Origin of the sequence: Pseudomonas sp. HLS-6, from assembly GCF_002753995.1 — a bacterium.
GTDB lineage: Bacteria > Pseudomonadota > Gammaproteobacteria > Pseudomonadales > Pseudomonadaceae > Aquipseudomonas > Aquipseudomonas defluvii.
Genome location: NZ_CP024478.1, coordinates 140,947 through 162,445 on the forward strand (window position 1 = coordinate 140,947; position 21,499 = coordinate 162,445).

At 55.9% G+C, this 21,499-nt stretch carries 15 protein-coding genes, 2 tRNA genes and 4 rRNA genes; 8 read left to right on the forward strand and 13 right to left on the reverse strand.

The window, feature by feature from the left end:
• Positions 1-120: 120 nt before the first annotated feature.
• The 12 genes from CS390_RS00665 to CS390_RS00720 form a co-directional block, all read right to left on the reverse strand.
• Positions 121-891, reverse strand: a complete 771-nt coding sequence (locus tag CS390_RS00665) for a TerC family protein (protein ID WP_065761297.1) — start codon at positions 889-891, stop codon at positions 121-123.
• Positions 892-963: 72 nt separating this feature from the next.
• Positions 964-2,271, reverse strand: coding sequence for a CitMHS family transporter (locus tag CS390_RS00670; RefSeq protein ID WP_099773248.1), 1,308 nt, complete (start codon positions 2,269-2,271; stop codon positions 964-966).
• Positions 2,272-2,593: 322 nt separating this feature from the next.
• On the reverse strand, positions 2,594-4,552 hold the full coding sequence (locus CS390_RS00675; protein WP_099773249.1) for a DUF4105 domain-containing protein: 1,959 nt from the start codon (positions 4,550-4,552) through the stop codon (positions 2,594-2,596).
• Positions 4,549-4,869 carry a DUF2388 domain-containing protein gene (locus CS390_RS00680; protein WP_065761294.1) on the reverse strand — a complete coding sequence of 107 codons (321 nt, stop codon included), beginning with the start codon at positions 4,867-4,869 and terminating at the stop codon, positions 4,549-4,551. The genes CS390_RS00675 and CS390_RS00680 overlap by 4 nt, the downstream gene beginning before the upstream one ends.
• A 27-nt stretch (positions 4,870-4,896) precedes the next feature.
• Positions 4,897-5,190 carry a DUF2388 domain-containing protein gene (locus tag CS390_RS00685; RefSeq protein WP_099773250.1) on the reverse strand — a complete coding sequence of 98 codons (294 nt, stop codon included), beginning with the start codon at positions 5,188-5,190 and terminating at the stop codon, positions 4,897-4,899.
• A gap of 121 nt (positions 5,191-5,311) precedes the next feature.
• The gene (locus CS390_RS00690; protein WP_099773251.1) at positions 5,312-5,629 is read right to left on the reverse strand and encodes a DUF2388 domain-containing protein; all 318 of its coding nucleotides are present in this window, start codon (positions 5,627-5,629) and stop codon (positions 5,312-5,314) included.
• Between the two features lie 310 nt (positions 5,630-5,939).
• Positions 5,940-6,155, reverse strand: coding sequence for a DUF1127 domain-containing protein (locus CS390_RS00695; protein ID WP_065761291.1), 216 nt, complete (start codon positions 6,153-6,155; stop codon positions 5,940-5,942).
• Positions 6,156-6,476: 321 nt separating this feature from the next.
• Positions 6,477-7,970, reverse strand: a complete 1,494-nt coding sequence (locus CS390_RS00700; protein WP_065761290.1) for an acetyl-CoA hydrolase/transferase family protein — start codon at positions 7,968-7,970, stop codon at positions 6,477-6,479.
• 180 nt (positions 7,971-8,150) lie between these two features.
• Positions 8,151-9,587 carry an NAD(P)(+) transhydrogenase (Re/Si-specific) subunit beta gene (locus tag CS390_RS00705; protein ID WP_099773252.1) on the reverse strand — a complete coding sequence of 479 codons (1,437 nt, stop codon included), beginning with the start codon at positions 9,585-9,587 and terminating at the stop codon, positions 8,151-8,153.
• Between the two features lie 2 nt (positions 9,588-9,589).
• Entirely contained in the window at positions 9,590-9,907 is a 318-nt protein-coding gene (locus CS390_RS00710; protein WP_042127705.1) for an NAD(P) transhydrogenase subunit alpha, read from the reverse strand.
• 11 nt (positions 9,908-9,918) lie between these two features.
• Complete coding sequence (locus tag CS390_RS00715) at positions 9,919-11,040, reverse strand: Re/Si-specific NAD(P)(+) transhydrogenase subunit alpha (protein ID WP_065761870.1); 1,122 nt, start codon at positions 11,038-11,040, stop codon at positions 9,919-9,921.
• A 416-nt stretch (positions 11,041-11,456) separates the two neighbouring features.
• A complete protein-coding gene (locus CS390_RS00720) occupies positions 11,457-12,374 on the reverse strand; it encodes a LysR family transcriptional regulator (protein ID WP_065761869.1) in 918 nt (305 codons plus the stop codon).
• A 159-nt stretch (positions 12,375-12,533) separates the two neighbouring features.
• Between CS390_RS00720 and CS390_RS00725 the strand changes: the two genes are divergently transcribed.
• The 8 genes from CS390_RS00725 to rrf (CS390_RS00765) all read left to right on the forward strand — a co-directional run bounded on the left by CS390_RS00725 (position 12,534) and on the right by rrf (CS390_RS00765) (position 20,893).
• Positions 12,534-13,715 (forward strand): acyl-CoA dehydrogenase, encoded by a 1,182-nt coding sequence (locus CS390_RS00725; RefSeq protein ID WP_065761868.1) that lies wholly within the window; start codon positions 12,534-12,536, stop codon positions 13,713-13,715.
• A gap of 14 nt (positions 13,716-13,729) precedes the next feature.
• Positions 13,730-14,950 (forward strand): CaiB/BaiF CoA-transferase family protein, encoded by a 1,221-nt coding sequence (locus CS390_RS00730; protein ID WP_065761867.1) that lies wholly within the window; start codon positions 13,730-13,732, stop codon positions 14,948-14,950.
• A 545-nt stretch (positions 14,951-15,495) separates the two neighbouring features.
• Positions 15,496-17,032 (forward strand): 16S ribosomal RNA (locus tag CS390_RS00740).
• A 65-nt stretch (positions 17,033-17,097) separates the two neighbouring features.
• A tRNA-Ile gene (locus tag CS390_RS00745) sits at positions 17,098-17,174 on the forward strand.
• A 30-nt stretch (positions 17,175-17,204) separates the two neighbouring features.
• Positions 17,205-17,280 (forward strand) — tRNA-Ala (locus CS390_RS00750).
• A 243-nt stretch (positions 17,281-17,523) separates the two neighbouring features.
• Positions 17,524-20,414: ribosomal RNA gene (locus CS390_RS00755) — 23S ribosomal RNA — on the forward strand.
• Positions 20,415-20,551: 137 nt separating this feature from the next.
• Positions 20,552-20,667 (forward strand): 5S ribosomal RNA (rrf, locus tag CS390_RS00760).
• A 110-nt stretch (positions 20,668-20,777) separates the two neighbouring features.
• Positions 20,778-20,893, forward strand: a 5S ribosomal RNA gene (gene rrf, locus CS390_RS00765).
• The 16S, 23S and 5S rRNA genes sit together here with 2 tRNA genes alongside, the layout of an rRNA operon.
• A 137-nt stretch (positions 20,894-21,030) precedes the next feature.
• On the opposite strand, the gene CS390_RS00770 is transcribed toward rrf (CS390_RS00765), so the two are convergent.
• Positions 21,031-21,495: an SRPBCC family protein gene (locus tag CS390_RS00770; protein ID WP_065762018.1), complete on the reverse strand. Its 465-nt coding sequence runs from the start codon at positions 21,493-21,495 to the stop codon at positions 21,031-21,033.
• Positions 21,496-21,499: the final 4 nt, after the last annotated feature.

Below are 21,499 nucleotides of genomic sequence, written 5' to 3' on the forward strand. Positions count from 1 at the left end.
CGTTAGTCGGCTAGAAGCCCTGGCGCCAGCATCGCATAGCCTGCACAGGCTTGAAACTAAACCCTCAGGCTGGAGCATGAAAAAGGGCCCGCGTGGGGCCCTTTCATAACCGCACCAGGATTACTGACCCGGAATGTCCTTGCGAAGTTTCACGGGATCGTTCTGTTGCTGTTTCTTTTTTGCTATCGCCGTACGCATACGGATGTTGATGGCTTCTACCGCCAGCGAGAACGCCATGGCGAAGTAGACATAGCCTTTTGGTACATGCACATCGAACGACTCGGCGATCAGCACGGTACCCACCACGATCAGGAACGACAGCGCCAACATCTTCAGTGATGGGTGCTTGTCGATAAATTCGCTGATGGCGCCAGCGCAGAGCATCATCACCAGCACGGCGACAATGATTGCCGCGATCATTACCGGCACATGGGAAACCATGCCGACGGCTGTAATCACCGAATCCAGAGAGAAGACAATGTCGATGATCGCGATCTGGATGATGGTGTAGAGGAACTGGCCACCTTTGCCAGCAGGTTCTTCGTGTGTTTCATCCTCGCCTTCCAGGCCGTGGAAGATCTCCTGAGAGCTTTTCCAGAGCAGGAACAGGCCACCGAAGAACAGAATCAGGTCGCGTCCAGAGATCCCTTGTCCGAATACTTCGAACAAATCATTGGTCAGGCGCATGACCCAGGTGATCGACAGCAGCAACATGATCCGAGTAACCATGGCCAGTGCCAGACCGAAGATCCGGGTACGTGGCTGCATGTGTTTGGGCATGCGGCTGACAAGGATCGAGATCATGATGATGTTGTCGATGCCGAGAACGATCTCAAGGGCCGTCAGAGTAAAAAAGGCAACCCAGATCTCTGGGTTGGTCAGCCATTCCATGTGTATTCCTTCAATCGTTGAATGCGATGCACCCGGGCAAAGAGCGTGATCGCAGTGGTTGGATCTGTAGTCTTAAAGGTTGCTGAATAGTGGGAAAATTCCCATCAGCAGCGCAGCCAACATTATGCACAGGCAAACCAGTACTGCCCATTTCAAGGTGAAGCGCTGGTGGTCGCCAAATTCGATGCCGGCCAGTGCCACCAGCAGGTACGTTGAGGGTACCAGTGGGCTTAGCAGGTGTACGGGCTGCCCGACGATCGACGCGCGGGCCATCTCCACTGGCGAGATACCGTAGTGGCTGGCAGCCTCCGACAGTACCGGCAGTACGCCGTAATAGAAGGCGTCGTTGGACATGAAAAAGGTGAATGGCATGCTAACGACTGCTGTAATCACCGCCAGGTAAGGGCCCATGGCCTCCGGGATCACGGCCAGCAGGCTCTTGGACATGGCTTCAACCATACCGGTGCCAGAGAGAATGCCGGTAAAAATACCTGCCGCAAAAATCAGCCCGACCACGGCCAGCACACTGCCGGCATGTGCGGCGACACGCTCTTTCTGCTGTTTCAGGCATGGGTAATTGACCACCATGGCAATACTGAACGCGATCATGAACAGCACCGGCAATGGCAGTAAGCCGGCGATCAGGGCGACCATCAGGGCAAAGGTCAGGGCCCCGTTGAACCAAAGCAGCTTGGGCCGACGTGCATCGGGGAACTGCGAAACACTGATCTCGCTGTGATCGATCTCGTCCCCCGGCAAGTGCAGTTCACCGAGGCGAGCCCGTTCGCGCTTGCCATACAGGTAGGCGATGGCGAGGATCGCCAAGACGCCGAACAGCATGGCCGGGATCATGGGCACGAAAATATCCGAAGGGTCTACGTGCAATGCACTGGCAGCACGGGCCGTTGGGCCACCCCATGGCGTCATGTTCATGACCCCGCCCGCCAGAATGATCAGGCCAGCCATGATTCGTGGGTTCATGCCCAGACGGCTGTACAGCGGCAGCATTGCGGCAACACAGATCATGTAAGTGGTGGCACCGTCACCATCGAGCGAAACAACCAAGGCCAGCGCGGCGGTGCCAACGGAGACTTTCAGCGGGTCGCCTTTGACCAGCTTGAGGATCTTGCGTACGGCCGGGTCGAACAGGCCAGAGTCGATCATCAGGGCGAAGTAGAGAATGGCGAACATCAGCATGACGCCGGTTGGCGCCAGTTTGCTGATGCCTTCCAGCATCATCGGGCCGATTTTGCTGGAAAAGCCTCCAAACAGTGCGAACAGGATTGGAACCAGAATCAATGCAATCAACGCCGACAGACGTTTGGTCATGATCAGGTACATGAAGGTGATGACCATGGCAAAGCCGAGGAAGGTCAGCATGGGAGTACTCCAGGCGTGGCGCGTCGTGGGAAAATCGAGTCGGACGAATCAGCGTGCGGTCAGCAGCGTTCGGACTTTCGGCGGGCGTGGAGTCGCAAGGCGGGCGTAGAAGGACATCAGAATCACCATTGTTGTTGTTAAATTGGCCTGATGTACGCTGAATCTCAGGTACACCGGCTGACCGGTCTAATGCCGGTGGTGGGCTGATGCTAAAAGCGAAAGCTTTCAGCCAGCTTTCGCAGGCTGAAAGACGACCAACGGCGTGGGTTGAATGACCCATGGGCCATGAAGGTGCCTGCCACGCTGGGGCTCTGCGCTGGTCTCAGGGGAGCTGTAAGCCGCCGGCAGCCTTGTGTAGCTCGCGCAGGTGTTTGCCAATCTGATCGATGTTGGCTTCAACCGCTGCAATCTCGGCGGCGCGTGACGGCTCGAGCAACGCCCTGACCTCTTTATCGAGGGCTGCGGTAAGGTGTTGCAGCTGTTGCTGGCGCTGGCCGCTAGTCTGTTCCAGTTGTTGGCGTTCGGCTGCCTGTGGCACGCCATAACCCTTGCTGTCGATCAACTCGGCCGGGCGACTGAGAAAGCCACTGTTGGCAAGTATCTGCTGCAACGTGCCGTTCGCTTTGGCCACACTTGCATCATTTAATGCGCGACCGCTGAGATAGCGCTGCTTGACCTCATCCTGAGCCAGCAGTAGTTGGCGGCGCAGGCTCGCCTGCTCCAACAGCAACAGGGCGGCACTGGTGCGCAGGTCCGCTCGGTCGAACCATTGCTGGCGCTCCTGCGCGGGTTGTTCGAGCCAGGTCTCAACGCTGTCCTGGGCAACGGGCAGGTGCTTCTTCAATACCTGAAACATGGCTTCATATCGGTCTCGATAGGAGTCGAAACGGTAGCCCAGGCGCAGGGCTTCACGCGGATCGTCGAGGACGCTGACGTCCGCCAGGCCACGTCCGTTGAGCACTTCCAGCAAGCCATTGGGCATGATGCTGTCCAGTCCCGCCAGCTGTTGCTTGCCCGTGCCGCTGCGCAGCAGTTTGAGTGTTTCGACTGCACAGTTGTTGGAAAGGAAATAGTAGTTGCCGTCGTAGCTCCAGTGCATTTCCGCGGCCTGGCGCACCAGGCTCTCCAGCTCGGATCGATCCAGCTTGAGCGGTACTGAAGCCAGGCTGCGCAGTTCGGTCTTGGTGTACTCATCGATCACCTGGCCCAAGGGCAGGATGAACAAGCGCGAGGGGTAGGCACCCGTCAGGCCGCCCCAACTGGAGAGTTGCACATCATTGACGAAGGCTCGGTAAGACAGCACCAGATGTTGGTCGAGGTCCAGCCGGCAGTCAGGGCCACGTGGCCTGCCAGGGGCGCAGATTACCAGGCGCAGCATGCTGTGCCCCCAGCGGCTGACCCAGTTCTGGTTGGCCTCGGCCAGCAGGTAATCGACCGCATAGACTCGCTCCGGGTCGATCTGGCCCAGCGGTTGGCGGGCAAAATCGTTTCCGGCATTCAGGAACGGTAATGTCTGTTGGCAGGTCGGGTGTGCCGGGGCCCAGTCAAAGTGCGCTTGCAGGTAGGCGTGCAGTGCGGGCCGTCTACAGGCATAGCTTGGGTCAAGGAGAAAGTACTCCATGTTGACCGCAATGAATTCTTTCGGGCTGCTCAGCTCGTAGCTATCTGGGCTGCGGGCGATTTGCCGATTGTGTTGTTCGCGCTCTCCGCGTCGGCCGACGTACTGCGGCCAGCCGGCAAGGTCCAGCAGACGAGGGTCATCGCTGAGGGTAAAGCGGCGTTTGGTTTGTCCGCGGCAGCCGTCTGGAAGGCCAACCTCGCCTTTGCTGGACGCATACCGGGTACAGGCCTGGATCTCTTTGCGCTCGGCTGTGGGCCATAGGCGGGCACGATCATACAGATGGGTCAGTTCATGCAGTACGGTCGCCAGCAGCTCCTGACGTACCGTGCCGTGTGGTCGATCCGTCTTCGTAGTCGCAGCGGTGCCGTCCACAAGGCTTGGCAGCAAGCGACGATTGAGTTCGAGGCTGGACACCAGCGAGGCCTGCCCATAAGCCTCGTCTGGCATCTTTGTGCTCCAGCTGACGTCGATACGTCGATCCAGCCGGGATTTGAACTGTGGTGGAAGCGCTTGCAGCGCCTCATCCAGCAATGCCTGGCTGGCCCTTTGTTGTTGCGAATCAAGGCCATCGTGTTCGAGGACCAGTTGCAGATCCGCTAACACGGGGGGAGCGAGCAGCGTCAGCGCGCAGCCCAGCAGCCAGGCACGCATGGGATTCACAGGGCCAGGATAGCTTCGGCCAGGGCTTGGTCGCTGGCGTCACGTGCCTCAGGTACACGCTGGCGTAGGGTATCGAACGCTGCTTCGAGCTGTGCACCGCGGATTTCACCGTTGCTGGCGACGTAGCTGGCGGCATCGTCATGGGCTTCGCGGACTACTTTGGCGTCGCGGATAGACGTTGTCGTGTCGGAGGTGAAGTCGATCGAGCGGCCAAATGCACGAACGATAATGTTGCTGGTGGCCACCAGGGTGTGTGCCTGGGCCAGATCGGCCATCAGCATTAGGCCGAGGGTGGCGGCAATCAGCGGGTTACGCATGGAACATCTCCGGTAATACAGGTGTGGTCATTGGACGAGAATTGCCTGCGCCAGTTCAAGGTCGCTGGCATGAAGTTTGGGGTGAGTTTCACGCAGTCGGTCCAGCGCAGCCTGCAGGTGAGCACCGCGCAACATGCCGGCGCTGGCGACGAATGCTGCCGCATCGTCCTTGGCTGCCAGTATCAATTTACGGTCGAAGGGTGCCGAGGTGACCTTGCTGGTGGCATAGCCGCTGGCGACGAGACTCTGGGTGGTCAGGTCAAGGGCTTGGACGGTGCCGGCCCAGCACAACGCAAGCAACAGCAATAATGGATAACGCATGGTTCTCTAGGGGCTGGTGAATCAGGCGGCAAAGGCTATCCCAATGCGTCGGTCTGAACCAGCCTGAAGAGTCCGGCTGTTTTGCATGTTGTTACATAACTGTGCCGGACTCCAATCACGGTCAAATGGCCAGAATGGCTTGTGCCAACTCTGCGTCGCTGGCTTGAAGTGCCGGTGTTTGTTGGCGGATATGCGCCAGTGCGCTTTCCAGTTTTACACCGCGGATTTCGCCTTGGCTGGCAACGAAGCTGGCAGCGTCGTCACGGGCAGCACGAACGATTTTATCGTCACGGAAGGATGAGGTGACATCGGAGGTGGCGTCGGTGGAGGCCCCTAAGCCCCGAACCACGGTATCGGTGGTGACGACGAAACTGGTTGCATTGGCTGTCGAAGCCAGGGCCAGCATCAGCGCGGTGCCAAGCATGCGTGAACGGAACATGAGGTCTATCTCCTTTAGAGAGCAGTATTGGGTAGCTGTTTAAGCGTACCACGACGACGCAACCTGCGAGGCGTACGTGGGGAACCAGCGTTCTTAGCAATAGGACCGTTACCGTGCCATTTCGTTGCGCGGTATCTGTATCTCGAACGCCTAGATGAAACTGTACCTGTCGTTTTTAATATTTTTATAACTGTGCATTTCTGCGCTGCAGGCGCTCTAGCCCGGGCCTCAGAACGAAAAAACCCGTCAGCAGTCTCCTGCGACGGGTTTTGATAAATTCGAGGTGCCGGCGTGGCCGGCGAGCACTGCATTAGCGCCAGAAAGGCTTGCTCAGCTCTTCGTAGCGTTGTGCTTCGCTGATGCCAGCATCGGCCAGAAGGCGCGAATCCAAGCGAGCCAACTGGTGGCGGCTGGAGATACGGCGTTGCCACAGCAACAGGTTCGACAGCAAACGCAGCGGCAAAGAAGCGTTGGATTTTTCGGCGCTGTTTTCAAAAACCAGATCGGAACTGAGGGTACGTTCCATGATGTCATCCTTCCGCTTATGGCGGCATTAGGTAGTGATTTAACTGATGCCAATGATCCTCCTCTTCGGTCGATTCCTCTAGATACAGTTCATATGGATTGTGATGGTCCAGTTAACTGTTTTAGAGGACTGTTGCACTCGAAATGGACGCAACTGTACCGGTCTGCACTGGTATGGTGCGATTGATCTTGGGGAAGGGGGTAAAAGCGAGGAAATTCCCGGAAAATAACCGGTACAGTAGAACAGTTTTATTGATTAGTGCGCTGTAGCTGTTCAGCTGGCGTGCATTGCGCCACACCAACTGAACAGCTGCGCTAGGGATTAACCGACGAGCATGCGACCGGTTTCTTCCAGGTTTTCGTGCCAAGACAGGGCTTCACGCAGGATATGCGGGGTATGACCACCGCGCTCGCAGGCGCGTGTGAAGTAGTCATTCAGCGCTTCGCGGTAGTCCGGATGCACACAGTTGTCGATGATCACGCGGGCGCGCTCACGTGGCGCGAGGCCGCGCAGGTCGGCCAGACCCTGCTCAGTGACCAGAATGTCGACGTCATGCTCGGTGTGGTCGACGTGGCTGACCATTGGAACAACGCTGGAAATCGCGCCGCCTTTGGCAATGGACTTGGTCACGAAGATCGCCAGGTGGGCGTTACGTGCGAAGTCGCCGGAGCCACCGATACCGTTCATCATGCGGGTGCCACAGACGTGAGTCGAGTTGACGTTGCCGTACAGGTCGAACTCCAGTGCAGTGTTGATACCGATGATGCCCAGGCGGCGAACCACTTCAGGGTGGTTGGAGATTTCCTGTGGACGCAGTACCAACTTGTCCTTGTACTTCTCCAGGTGGCCAAACACGTCGGCATTGCGGCGGCTCGACAGGGTGATCGAGCTGCCCGACGCGAAGTTCAACTTGCCTGCGTCGATCAGGTCGAAGGTCGAGTCCTGCAGTACTTCGGAGTACATGGTCAGGTCTTCGAACGGCGAGTCGATCAGACCGCACATTACTGCGTTGGCGATGCTGCCGATACCGGCCTGCAGCGGGCCAAGCTTGTTGGTCATGCGCCCGGCATCAACTTCCTGCTTGAGGAAGTTGATCAGGTGGTTGGCGATGCCCTGAGTTTCGCTGTCCGGCGGCAGTACCGTGGACGGGGAGTCTGGCTTGTCAGTGATAACGATGGCGACAATTTTTGCCGGGTCGATCGGGATCGCGGTGCTACCGATACGGTCGTCAACCTTAACCAGCGGGATCGGTGTACGGGTTGGACGATAGGTCGGGATGTAGATGTCGTGCAGACCTTCCAGGTTCGGATTGTGCGCCAGGTTGATCTCGACGATCACATGTTTGGCGAAAATCGCGAAGCTGGCCGAGTTACCCACGGACGTGGTCGGAACGATATGGCCTTGCTCGGTGATCGCCACGGCTTCGATAACCGCGATGTCTGGCAGCTTGAGCTGCTGGTTACGCAGTTGCTCAACCGTTTCCGACAGGTGTTGGTCGATGAACATCACCTGGCCTTCGTTGATGGCCTTGCGCAATGTGTTATCAACTTGGAACGGCATGCGTCGAGCGAGTACGCCAGCTTCGGTGAGCTGCTTGTCGAGATCATTGCCCAGGCTGGCGCCGGTCATCAGGCTGATCTTCAGCGGCGAATTCTTGGCGCGTTCGGCCAGCGCTTGAGGAACGGCTTTGGCTTCACCGGCACGGGTGAAACCGCTCATGCCGACGGTCATGCCGTCCTGAATCAGGCCAGCGGCATCAGCCGCACTCATTACTTTGCTGTGCAGGGAGGATAAGCGAATTCGATCACGGTACATGGATTGTTATCTCGATCTCGGGCTACTAAAGCTAGGCCTCCAGTCTAGTGATTTAGAAAGGGTTCGTCCCACGACCAAGGTCGAATGCCCGGGCTATAAACAGGGCCTTTTGTCGGTGATATCGGGCAGCAAAAAGCCCCAGCCGAACCGCGCTGGGGCTTCTGTGGTTTTGCCTCGGGGTCAGTCGACGGCTTTGACCATGTCTTCAATGACTTTCTTGGCGTCGCCGAAGACCATCATGGTCTTGTCGAGGTAGAACAGTTCATTGTCCAGGCCTGCATAACCACTGGCCATGGAGCGCTTGTTGACGATGATGGTCTTGGCCTTGAAGGCTTCGAGGATCGGCATGCCAGCAATGGGTGACTTTGGATCGTTCTTCGCCGCCGGGTTGACCACGTCGTTGGCACCCAGCACCAGCACCACGTCGGCCTGGCCGAATTCGGAGTTGATATCCTCCATCTCAAAGACCTGGTCGTAAGGCACTTCGGCTTCGGCCAGCAGTACGTTCATGTGTCCAGGCATCCGACCGGCTACCGGGTGGATCGCGTACTTAACGGTAACGCCATTGTGGGTCAGCTTCTCGGTCAGTTCCTTGAGGGCATGCTGGGCACGCGCAACAGCCAGGCCGTAGCCAGGCACAATGATGACCGTGTCGGCGTTGCTCAGCAGGAAGGTAGCGTCGTCTGCCGAACCGGACTTCACTGGGCGGGCCTCCTTCGCTCCAGCCGGACCAGCAGCATCCGTTGCCCCGCCGAAGCCGCCGAGGATTACGTTGAAGAACGAGCGGTTCATCGCTTTGCACATGATGTACGAGAGGATCGCACCCGAAGACCCTACCAGCGAACCTGCGATGATCAGCATTGAGTTGTTCAGCGAGAAGCCGATGCCCGCTGCCGCCCAGCCCGAGTAGCTGTTGAGCATCGACACCACTACCGGCATGTCGGCACCGCCGATCGGGATGATGATCAGCACGCCCATCACGAACGCCAGGATCAACATCAGGGCGAATGCGCTGTAGTTGCCGGTGAAGGTGAAGACCAGGCCCAGGCCAATGGTGGTCAGGCCCAGTATCAGGTTCAGCTTGTGTTGACCGCTGAACTGCACAGGTGCGCCCTGGAACAGGCGGAACTTGTACTTGCCGGAGAGCTTGCCGAAGGCGATGACCGAACCGGAAAACGTAATTGCACCGATGGCTGCACCAAGGAACAGCTCCAGGCGGTTACCGGTAGGGATCGGCTCGCTGATGCTGCTGACGATGCCCAGCGATTGCGGTTCAACCACTGCCGCAATGGCAATGAATACCGCAGCCAGGCCGATCATGCTGTGCATGAACGCGACCAGCTCGGGCATCTTGGTCATTTCTACTCGTTTGGCCATGATCGAACCCGCAGTACCGCCAATCAGCAGGCCTACGATCACGTAGCCAATACCGGCAGTCGCCAGTTCCGCGCCCAACTTGTAGATGAGGCCAATGGTGGTGACCACGGCCAGCGCCATGCCGAGCATGCCGAACAGATTACCGCGGCGCGACGTGGTCGGGTGCGACAGGCCTTTGAGGGCCTGGATGAAACATACCGAGGCGACAAGGTAGAGAAGTGTTACCAGGTTCATGCTCATGTTTACTTCTGCCCCTCTGCCTTCGCTGCTTTCTTCTTGAACATCTCCAGCATGCGCCGGGTGACCAGGAAACCGCCGAACACGTTGACCGCTGCCAGGGCGACCGCGAGGGTACCCATGATCTTGCCCAGCGGGGTTACCGTCAGGGCTGCGGCGAGCATTGCGCCAACGATGACGATGGCGGAAATGGCGTTGGTAACCGCCATCAATGGGGTATGCAGCGCCGGGGTGACGTTCCAGACCACGTGGTAACCGACATAGATGGCCAGCACGAAGATGATCAGGTTGTAGACGCCATGGGAAATCAGCATGTCTTCCATTGTCGTGCTCCTTATCCGTTCTTGCGGATGACCTGACCGTCGCGGCACATCAGGCACGCGGCGACAATGTCGTCTTCGAGGTTGATCGTGAACTGGCCATCCTTGTCGAACAGCAGTTTCATGAAGTCCAGCAGGTTGCGTGCATAGAGCGCCGAGGCATCGGCGCCGACCATTGCTGGCAGGTTGGTTGGCCCGACGATAGTCACACCGTTTTCAATAACCACTTGATCGGCAACCGTAAGCGGGCAGTTACCGCCTTGAGCCGCCGCCAAGTCGATGACCACCGATCCCGGCTTCATCTGCGCAACGGTTTCGGCGCTGAGCAGCGTGGGTGCCTTACGGCCGGGGATCAGTGCGGTGGTGATGACGATATCGGCCTGTTTGGCGCGCTCATGCACGGCCAGGGCCTGGCGTTGCATCCAGCTCGCCGGCATTGGTCGGGCATAGCCGCCAACGCCTTCGGCGCATTCGCGCTCCTCGTCGGTTTCATACGGCACATCAATGAACTTGGCGCCGAGCGATTCGATCTGCTCTTTAACGGCAGGCCGTACATCCGAAGCCTCAATCACCGCACCCAGGCGTTTGGCTGTGGCGATTGCCTGCAGCCCGGCCACACCTGCGCCGAGAATCAGCACGCGTGCGGCTTTTACCGTACCGGCAGCGGTCATCAGCATCGGCATGAAGCGAGGGTAATAGTGCGCTGCCAGCAGGACAGCCTTGTAACCGGCGATGTTGGCCTGTGACGACAACACATCCAGGCTTTGCGCGCGGGAAGTGCGCGGGGCCGCCTCCAGGGCAAAGGCTGTAATGCCGCACTCGGCCATCTTGGCGATGACATCGTTGTTGAAGGGATTGAGCATACCCAACAGCACGGAGCCGCTCTTGATCTGACCCAGTTCACTATCGTTGGGCGCCACAACTTTCAGAATCAGTTGTGCGCCAAACGCATCGGAAGCGCTGCCAATAGTGGCGCCTGCTGCTTCGTAGGCACTGTCCGGTACGCTGGCGTTAACCCCAGCGCCGCTTTGAACGGTGACCTGGTGACCCTGGCCAATCAGTTTTTTGATGGTTTCCGGGGTTGCAGCGACGCGTGTCTCGCCCGTCTGCGTTTCGAGAGGAACACCAATGTGCACGTCAATTTCTCCTGCGTGATCTTTTGTTAGTAAACCAGTGCACTACGGATGGTGCGTCTGGGGCGGCCGATCAGCACGATCCCGCGTGAATTCAGGCGGGGCTGGGCATTTTGCTGGCGATCCTGAATCGCTTCAACAGATTTTGAAGGGTGACGATAAACAAACTACAAGTCACCCTGTGACCGTATGTCGCAACAATCGGCCTTCAGCCCGTCAGCCGTGGGCTTCAGGGAGATTACGGCAAAATTTGAAAATTTTCCGTTGAAATCACTGTACGAGAGAAAATGCACCCTATTTATAGCGTCAAAGCCACGTAAACAGCAGGGTTAGGGGGTGTTGATGAGGGTGTTGGCAGGTTTTAACTAATTGCGACATTTACGTATATTTGTAGGTGTTCAGAATATTGCACTACGTAGTTAATTTCGAACACTCTCGCTGTGGCTGGCGATGTAGTTGCGGGCTTGTTCTACCAGCCAGTCGCGGAAGGCGCGCAGTGACGCAGACTCCACTTTGCGCTCGGGAATCATCAGGTAATAGGCCTTGATGCTCGACAGTGCATGGGGGTTGGCGATAACCAGGCGCCCTTCTGCCAGCTCGCGCTGAATCAGAAATGGAGGTATCAGTGCTATGCCCATTTCATGTATCGCAGCCTGGGCAAGCATCGAGAATAGCTCATAGCGTGGCCCCGTCATGTCGCGAGCAACATTCATGTTCAGGCTGTCAAACCACTGTCGCCAAGCATATGGTCGGGTGGTTTGCTGCAGCAGAGGCAGGCTGGCGATGGTCTTCGCCGTGAGCTGTTGCTGGGCGCCGAGCAGTGCCGGGCTGCATACCGGGACCGGGTTCTCGCCCATCAGGCGGTGGAACTGTGTACCTGGCCAGTCGGCATCGCCGAAATAGATCGCCGCGTCGAAATGCGTATCGGCGAACAGAAAAGGCCGCGTGCGGTTGGTCAAGTTGACGGTGACTTCTGGATGGCGGTGCTGGAACTCCTTCAGGCGAGGCAGCAACCACTGGGTGCCAAAGGTTGGCACCACGGCCAGTTCAATGACATTGGCCCCCTGTTGGCCCATGACCGACAACGTGTCGCGCTCTACGGCATCCAACTGTGTCGCTACCCGACGGCTATAGGAAAGCCCTGCTTCGGTCAGTTTTACCCCGCGGCGTGAACGGCGAAACAGTTCGACATTGAGGAAGTCTTCCAGCCCCGCTATCTGTCGACAGACGGCACCCTGCGTCAGGGACAGCTCTTGGGCCGCCTTTGTAAAGCTCTCGTGGCGCGCGGCTGCTTCAAAGCAAACCAGGGCCGTGGTGCTGGGTATCTTGCGCCTCATATACGTTGATCTCACTAATAGAACGCAGGAATGGGCTTTTTTCCATTACGGAGTGAAAAATTATCACAAGTTTATGCGCAATCCTCGTTTGTCCCTCTGGGCTTTCCGGCCTAGGATCAAAGGACAAAAAACCTGAACCCATTTCTTGAGGATTCGCCCATGGCTGGCAAAGCAAGCTTCAACTGGATCGACCCCCTGTTGCTCGATCAGCAGCTCACTGAAGAAGAGCGCATGGTGCGTGACAGTGCTTTCCAGTTTGCTCAGGACAAGTTGGCACCGCGTGTACTGGAAGCCTTTCGTCACGAACAGACGGATCCTGCGATCTTCCGTGAGATGGGAGAAATCGGCCTGCTCGGTGCGACCATTCCTGAGCAGTACGGTGGTAGTGGCCTCAACTACGTGTGCTACGGCTTGATCGCCCGTGAAGTGGAGCGAATCGACTCCGGCTATCGTTCGATGATGAGTGTGCAGTCGTCACTGGTGATGGTGCCGATCAACGAGTTTGGTACTGAAGCCCAGAAGCAGAAGTACCTGCCCAAGCTGGCCAGTGGTGAATGGATTGGTTGTTTTGGCCTGACTGAGCCCAACTATGGCTCTGACCCAGGCTCGATGATCACCCGTGCCCGCAAGGTCGAGGGTGGCTACAGCCTGACTGGCAGCAAGATGTGGATCACCAACAGCCCTATCGCTGATGTGTTTGTGGTTTGGGCCAAGGATGATGCCGGTGATATCCGAGGCTTCGTCCTGGAAAAAGGCTGGAAAGGCCTGAGTGCGCCGGCCATTCACGGTAAGGTGGGTCTGCGCGCGTCGATCACTGGCGAGATCGTGATGGACAATGTGTTCGTTCCCGAAGAGAACATCTTCCCCGACGTGCGTGGCCTGAAGGGCCCCTTCACCTGCTTGAACTCTGCGCGTTATGGGATCTCTTGGGGTGCGCTGGGGGCCGCTGAAGCCTGCTGGCACACCGCGCGGCAATATACCCTCGACCGTCAGCAGTTCGGTCGTCCGCTGGCTGCAAACCAGCTGATCCAGAAAAAACTGGCCGACATGCAGACCGAGATCACCCTCGCCTTGCAAGGTTGCCTGCGTCTGGGGCGGATGAAGGATGAAGGTACTGCTGCGGTTGAGATTACCTCGATCATGAAGCGTAACTCCTGCGGCAAGGCCTTGGACATCGCCCGTATGGCGCGCGACATGCTGGGCGGCAATGGCATCTCCGACGAGTTCGGTGTTGCGCGGCATCTGGTCAACCTTGAAGTGGTCAACACCTATGAAGGGACCCATGACGTGCATGCATTGATCCTTGGGCGTGCGCAAACCGGCATTCAGGCGTTCTACTAATAGGGAGCCAGACCATGGGCGCGCTATCTCATCTGCGGGTGCTGGATCTGTCGCGAGTATTGGCTGGGCCGTGGTCTGGGCAAATCCTTGCGGACCTGGGTGCCGAGGTGATCAAGGTGGAGCGCCCTGGTGTGGGTGATGACACCCGCGCCTGGGGGCCGCCCTACCTCAAGGATGCACGGGGTGAGAATACCAGTGAGGCAGCCTATTACCTGTCTGCCAACCGCAACAAGCGCTCGCTGACCATAGACTTCACTCAGGCTGAAGGTCAGCGCTTGGTGCGTGAACTGGCAGCCAAATCGGACATTCTCATCGAGAACTTCAAGGTGGGCGGGCTGGCGTCTTATGGCCTCGACTATGAAAGCCTGAAGGCGATCAATCCTAACCTTGTCTACTGTTCTATTACTGGCTTCGGTCAAACCGGCCCTTACGCCAAGCGTGCGGGTTACGACTTCATGATTCAGGGGTTGGGTGGGCTCATGAGTCTGACCGGCCGCCCTGAAGGTGACGAAGGGGCTGGTCCGATGAAGGTTGGGGTCGCCCTCACCGACATCCTTACCGGGCTTTACTCGACTGTTGCGATACTAGCCGCCCTCGCCCACCGTGAGCACGGTGGCGGTGGGCAGCGCATTGATATGGCGTTGCTCGACGTACAGGTCGCCTGCCTGGCCAATCAGGCAATGAATTACCTGACTACTGGGGTGGCGCCCCGTCGGCTGGGTAATGCGCATCCGAATATCGTGCCTTATCAGGACTTCCCCACGGCGGATGGCGACTTCATCCTTACGGTTGGTAATGATGGTCAGTTTCGCAAGTTCGCTGAAGTGGCTGGGCAGCCTCAGTGGGCGGATGACCCACGATTTGCGACTAACAAGCAAAGAGTGGCGAATCGCGCCGAGTTGATTCCTTTGATTCGTCAAGTAACGGTATTCAAGACCACAGCCGAATGGATCAGCTTGCTGGAGCAGGCCAGTGTTCCTTGTGGGCCAATCAATGACCTGGCAAAGATGTTCGAGGACCCTCAGGTGAAGGCCCGTGGCCTTGCCATTGAATTGGCCCACCCCTTGGCTGGGCGTGTGCCGCAAGTGGCGAGCCCTATTCGGCTGTCGGAGACGCCAGTCGAGTATCGCAATGCGCCGCCATTGCTGGGTGAGCATACTGATCAGATTCTCTCTGAGGTATTGGCGTTGACAGCGGATGAGATCCAGCGCTTGCGCACTGCTGGCGTGTTGTAGTGTTTGCGCCCTTCTATATAGAGGGGCGTTTTGGGTTGTTTTGAGAAAGGTTGGAATTAACCCTTGACGCCCCGTTTCATCTCTCTATAATGCGCACCTCTTCCGGCGCAGTCGAAACGGAAAACTCCTTGTTAATCAATGAGTTAGATGTTTAGTGATGGTGCTGGAAGTGCCTCGGTCGAATAGATCGGCAGCGGTGAAAAAGGTGGTTGACAGCGAGTTGAAACGCTGTAGAATTCGCCTCCCGCTAACGAGAGATCGAAGCGAGTCAAGTGGTTGAAGTTGAACGGAAAATTCTGAAAAACTTCAAAATAAACGCTTGACAGAGACAGAGGAAAGCGTAGAATGCGCGCCTCGGTTGAGACGAAAAGCTCTTAACCAACCGCTCTTTAACAATTGAATCAAGCAATTCGTGTGGGTGCTTGTGAAATCAGACTGATAGTCAAAAAGATTATCAGCATCACAAGTGACTACACGAGAAATCGAAATAGTCATTTGAGATTGCTGAGCCAAGTTTAGGGTTTTCTCAAAACCCAAGCAGTATTGAACTGAAGAGTTTGATCATGGCTCAGATTGAACGCTGGCGGCAGGCCTAACACATGCAAGTCGAGCGGATGACGGGAGCTTGCTCCTCGATTCAGCGGCGGACGGGTGAGTAATACCTAGGAATCTGCCTGATAGTGGGGGACAACGTTTCGAAAGGAACGCTAATACCGCATACGTCCTACGGGAGAAAGCAGGGGACCTTCGGGCCTTGCGCTATCAGATGAGCCTAGGTCGGATTAGCTAGTTGGTGAGGTAATGGCTCACCAAGGCGACGATCCGTAACTGGTCTGAGAGGATGATCAGTCACACTGGAACTGAGACACGGTCCAGACTCCTACGGGAGGCAGCAGTGGGGAATATTGGACAATGGGCGAAAGCCTGATCCAGCCATGCCGCGTGTGTGAAGAAGGTCTTCGGATTGTAAAGCACTTTAAGTTGGGAGGAAGGGCAGTAAGCTAATACCTTGCTGTTTTGACGTTACCGACAGAATAAGCACCGGCTAACTCTGTGCCAGCAGCCGCGGTAATACAGAGGGTGCAAGCGTTAATCGGAATTACTGGGCGTAAAGCGCGCGTAGGTGGTTCGTTAAGTTGGATGTGAAATCCCCGGGCTCAACCTGGGAACTGCATCCAAAACTGGCGAGCTAGAGTAGGGCAGAGGGTGGTGGAATTTCCTGTGTAGCGGTGAAATGCGTAGATATAGGAAGGAACACCAGTGGCGAAGGCGACCACCTGGGCTCATACTGACACTGAGGTGCGAAAGCGTGGGGAGCAAACAGGATTAGATACCCTGGTAGTCCACGCCGTAAACGATGTCAACTAGCCGTTGGAATCCTTGAGATTTTAGTGGCGCAGCTAACGCATTAAGTTGACCGCCTGGGGAGTACGGCCGCAAGGTTAAAACTCAAATGAATTGACGGGGGCCCGCACAAGCGGTGGAGCATGTGGTTTAATTCGAAGCAACGCGAAGAACCTTACCAGGCCTTGACATCCAATGAACTTTCCAGAGATGGATTGGTGCCTTCGGGAACATTGAGACAGGTGCTGCATGGCTGTCGTCAGCTCGTGTCGTGAGATGTTGGGTTAAGTCCCGTAACGAGCGCAACCCTTGTCCTTAGTTACCAGCACGTAATGGTGGGCACTCTAAGGAGACTGCCGGTGACAAACCGGAGGAAGGTGGGGATGACGTCAAGTCATCATGGCCCTTACGGCCTGGGCTACACACGTGCTACAATGGTCGGTACAGAGGGTTGCCAAGCCGCGAGGTGGAGCTAATCTCACAAAACCGATCGTAGTCCGGATCGCAGTCTGCAACTCGACTGCGTGAAGTCGGAATCGCTAGTAATCGCGAATCAGAATGTCGCGGTGAATACGTTCCCGGGCCTTGTACACACCGCCCGTCACACCATGGGAGTGGGTTGCACCAGAAGTAGCTAGTCTAACCTTCGGGAGGACGGTTACCACGGTGTGATTCATGACTGGGGTGAAGTCGTAACAAGGTAGCCGTAGGGGAACCTGCGGCTGGATCACCTCCTTAATCGACGACATCAGCTGCTTCATAAGCTCCCACACGAATTGCTTGATTCATTGAAGAAGACGATTGGGTCTGTAGCTCAGTTGGTTAGAGCGCACCCCTGATAAGGGTGAGGTCGGCAGTTCGAATCTGCCCAGACCCACCAATTACTTGTGGTGAAAGCCTGTAGCAATACGGGGCCATAGCTCAGCTGGGAGAGCGCCTGCCTTGCACGCAGGAGGTCAGCGGTTCGATCCCGCTTGGCTCCACCATCTCCACTTGCTTACCACGTCAAAGCTTAGAAATGAATATTCGCGTCGAATATTGATTTCTGAACTTTTTCAGAATCGTTCTTTAAAAATTTGGGTATGTGATAGAAATAGACTGAATAGCACTTTCACTGGTGTTTATTCAGGCTAAGGTAAAATTTGTGAGTGTCTCTTAAGTCTTAAGAGTATTGCGAATTTTCGGCGAATGTCGTCTTCACAGTATAACCAGATTGCTTGGGGTTATATGGTCAAGTGAAGAAGCGCATACGGTGGATGCCTTGGCAGTCAGAGGCGATGAAAGACGTGGTAGCCTGCGATAAGCTTCGGGGAGTCGGCAAACAGACTTTGATCCGGAGATCTCTGAATGGGGGAACCCACCTAGGATAACCTAGGTATCTTGTACTGAATACATAGGTGCAAGAGGCGAACCAGGGGAACTGAAACATCTAAGTACCCTGAGGAAAAGAAATCAACCGAGATTCCCTTAGTAGTGGCGAGCGAACGGGGACTAGCCCTTAAGTTGATTTGAGATTAGCGGAACGCTCTGGAAAGTGCGGCCATAGTGGGTGATAGCCCTGTACGCGAAAATCTCTTATCAATGAAATCGAGTAGGACGGAGCACGAGAAACTTTGTCTGAATATGGGGGGACCATCCTCCAAGGCTAAATACTACTGACTGACCGATAGTGAACTAGTACCGTGAGGGAAAGGCGAAAAGAACCCCGGAGAGGGGAGTGAAATAGATCCTGAAACCGTATGCGTACAAGCAGTGGGAGCCTACTTTGTTAGGTGACTGCGTACCTTTTGTATAATGGGTCAGCGACTTATATTCAGTGGCGAGCTTAACCGAATAGGGGAGGCGTAGCGAAAGCGAGTCTTAATAGGGCGTTTAGTCGCTGGGTATAGACCCGAAACCGGGCGATCTATCCATGGGCAGGTTGAAGGTTAGGTAACACTGACTGGAGGACCGAACCGACTACCGTTGAAAAGTTAGCGGATGACCTGTGGATCGGAGTGAAAGGCTAATCAAGCTCGGAGATAGCTGGTTCTCCTCGAAAGCTATTTAGGTAGCGCCTCATGTATCACTGTAGGGGGTAGAGCACTGTTTCGGCTAGGGGGTCATCCCGACTTACCAAACCGATGCAAACTCCGAATACCTACAAGTGCCGAGCATGGGAGACACACGGCGGGTGCTAACGTCCGTCGTGAAAAGGGAAACAACCCAGACCGTCAGCTAAGGTCCCAAAGTCATGGTTAAGTGGGAAACGATGTGGGAAGGCTTAGACAGCTAGGAGGTTGGCTTAGAAGCAGCCACCCTTTAAAGAAAGCGTAATAGCTCACTAGTCGAGTCGGCCTGCGCGGAAGATGTAACGGGGCTCAAACCATGCACCGAAGCTACGGGTGTCACTTAGGTGACGCGGTAGAGGAGCGTTCTGTAAGCCTGTGAAGGTGAGTTGAGAAGCTTGCTGGAGGTATCAGAAGTGCGAATGCTGACATGAGTAACGACAATGGGAGTGAAAAACTCCCACGCCGAAAGACCAAGGTTTCCTGCGCAACGTTAATCGACGCAGGGTTAGTCGGTCCCTAAGGCGAGGCTGAAAAGCGTAGTCGATGGAAAACAGGTTAATATTCCTGTACTTCTGGTTATTGCGATGGAGGGACGGAGAAGGCTAGGCCAGCTTGGCGTTGGTTGTCCAAGTTTAAGGTGGTAGGCTGAGATCTTAGGTAAATCCGGGATCTTAAGGCCGAGAGCTGATGACGAGTGCTCTTTAGAGCGCGAAGTGGTTGATGCCATGCTTCCAAGAAAAGCTTCTAAGCTTCAGATAACCAGGAACCGTACCCCAAACCGACACAGGTGGTTGGGTAGAGAATACCAAGGCGCTTGAGAGAACTCGGGTGAAGGAACTAGGCAAAATGGCACCGTAACTTCGGGAGAAGGTGCGCCGGTGAGGGTGAAGGACTTGCTCCGTAAGCCCATGCCGGTCGAAGATACCAGGCCGCTGCGACTGTTTATTAAAAACACAGCACTCTGCAAACACGAAAGTGGACGTATAGGGTGTGACGCCTGCCCGGTGCCGGAAGGTTAATTGATGGGGTTAGCTAACGCGAAGCTCTTGATCGAAGCCCCGGTAAACGGCGGCCGTAACTATAACGGTCCTAAGGTAGCGAAATTCCTTGTCGGGTAAGTTCCGACCTGCACGAATGGCGTAACGATGGCGGCGCTGTCTCCACCCGAGACTCAGTGAAATTGAAATCGCTGTGAAGATGCAGTGTATCCGCGGCTAGACGGAAAGACCCCGTGAACCTTTACTATAGCTTTGCACTGGACTTTGAATTTGCTTGTGTAGGATAGGTGGGAGGCTTTGAAGCGTGGACGCCAGTTCGCGTGGAGCCATCCTTGAAATACCACCCTGGCAACTTTGAGGTTCTAACTCAGGTCCGTCATCCGGATCGAGGACAGTGTATGGTGGGTAGTTTGACTGGGGCGGTCTCCTCCTAAAGAGTAACGGAGGAGTACGAAGGTGCGCTCAGACCGGTCGGAAATCGGTCGTAGAGTATAAAGGCAAAAGCGCGCTTGACTGCGAGACAGACACGTCGAGCAGGTACGAAAGTAGGTCTTAGTGATCCGGTGGTTCTGTATGGAAGGGCCATCGCTCAACGGATAAAAGGTACTCCGGGGATAACAGGCTGATACCGCCCAAGAGTTCATATCGACGGCGGTGTTTGGCACCTCGATGTCGGCTCATCACATCCTGGGGCTGAAGCCGGTCCCAAGGGTATGGCTGTTCGCCATTTAAAGTGGTACGCGAGCTGGGTTTAGAACGTCGTGAGACAGTTCGGTCCCTATCTGCCGTGGACGTTTGAGATTTGAGAGGGGCTGCTCCTAGTACGAGAGGACCGGAGTGGACGAACCTCTGGTGTTCCGGTTGTCACGCCAGTGGCATTGCCGGGTAGCTATGTTCGGAAGAGATAACCGCTGAAAGCATCTAAGCGGGAAACTTGCCTCAAGATGAGATCTCACTGGAGCCTTGAGCTCCCTGAAGGGCCGTCGAAGACTACGACGTTGATAGGTTGGGTGTGTAAGTGCTGTGAGGCATTGAGCTAACCAATACTAATTGCCCGTGAGGCTTGACCATATAACACCCAAGCAATTTGCGTCGAAATGACCAGATTGCGGTGTTGTGAAGACGAAACGAACCGAAAGTTTGCGACTCACAACTATCACATACCCGATTTGCTGGAGCGTCGAAAGACGGTCTGGTACACAGAATTTCTTGACGACCATAGAGCATTGGAACCACCTGATCCCATCCCGAACTCAGCAGTGAAACGATGCATCGCCGATGGTAGTGTGGGGTTTCCCCATGTGAGAGTAGGTCATCGTCAAGATTAAATTCCGAAACCCCTATCTGCACACGCAGGTAGGGGTTTTGTCTTTAGGTAGAAGTATCAAGAATTTCGCTGGAGCGTCTGCACAAGACGTTTTGGCAACAGAATTTCTTGACGACCATAGAGCATTGGAACCACCTGATCCCATCCCGAACTCAGCAGTGAAACGATGCATCGCCGATGGTAGTGTGGGGTTTCCCCATGTGAGAGTAGGTCATCGTCAAGATTAAATTCCAAAACCCCAGTCTGCGCGGCAGACTGGGGTTTTGTCTTTTCTGGGTCTGTACTTTGCTGCAGACAAGCTACAGAGATTGGTTGCGGTAGAGGCATGACATACGGTCACGCCCCGCCCGGGGCTGGTGCTCAGGTGAGCAGGTTGCGGACATTGCTCATGGCGTTATCGGCAAAGCCCTGTAGAAAGGCCTGGAACGCTGGTAGCGCTTCGGCACCACCTTCATGAGGCTCTGCCTGGATAGTCCAGGTCGCGCGACTGTGCTGCTCTCCCAGGGCCTCCACCTGCATGGCTGCCCAGAGGTTACCAATGTTCAGGCTGGTGTAGATCAGGCTCCAGGTCATGCACATTGCTTGGTCGTCGTGTGAGTTGAGTTGCTCGATGACCACATTACCGTCCTTGAACAGCTTCTTGCGTACGGATCGCACACCACTGCCGGTCATATCGATATGTGCCAGGGCAGGGATGAACACCGGGAAGCCGGCGAAGTTACCAACGATGTTCCAGACGCTGGTGGCGGCGGCGGGGATCTCGACGCTAGAAACAACGCGGCAGCCATCGGGATTGTGGATCAGGGTGTCAGGTTGCAGTTGCATGGTT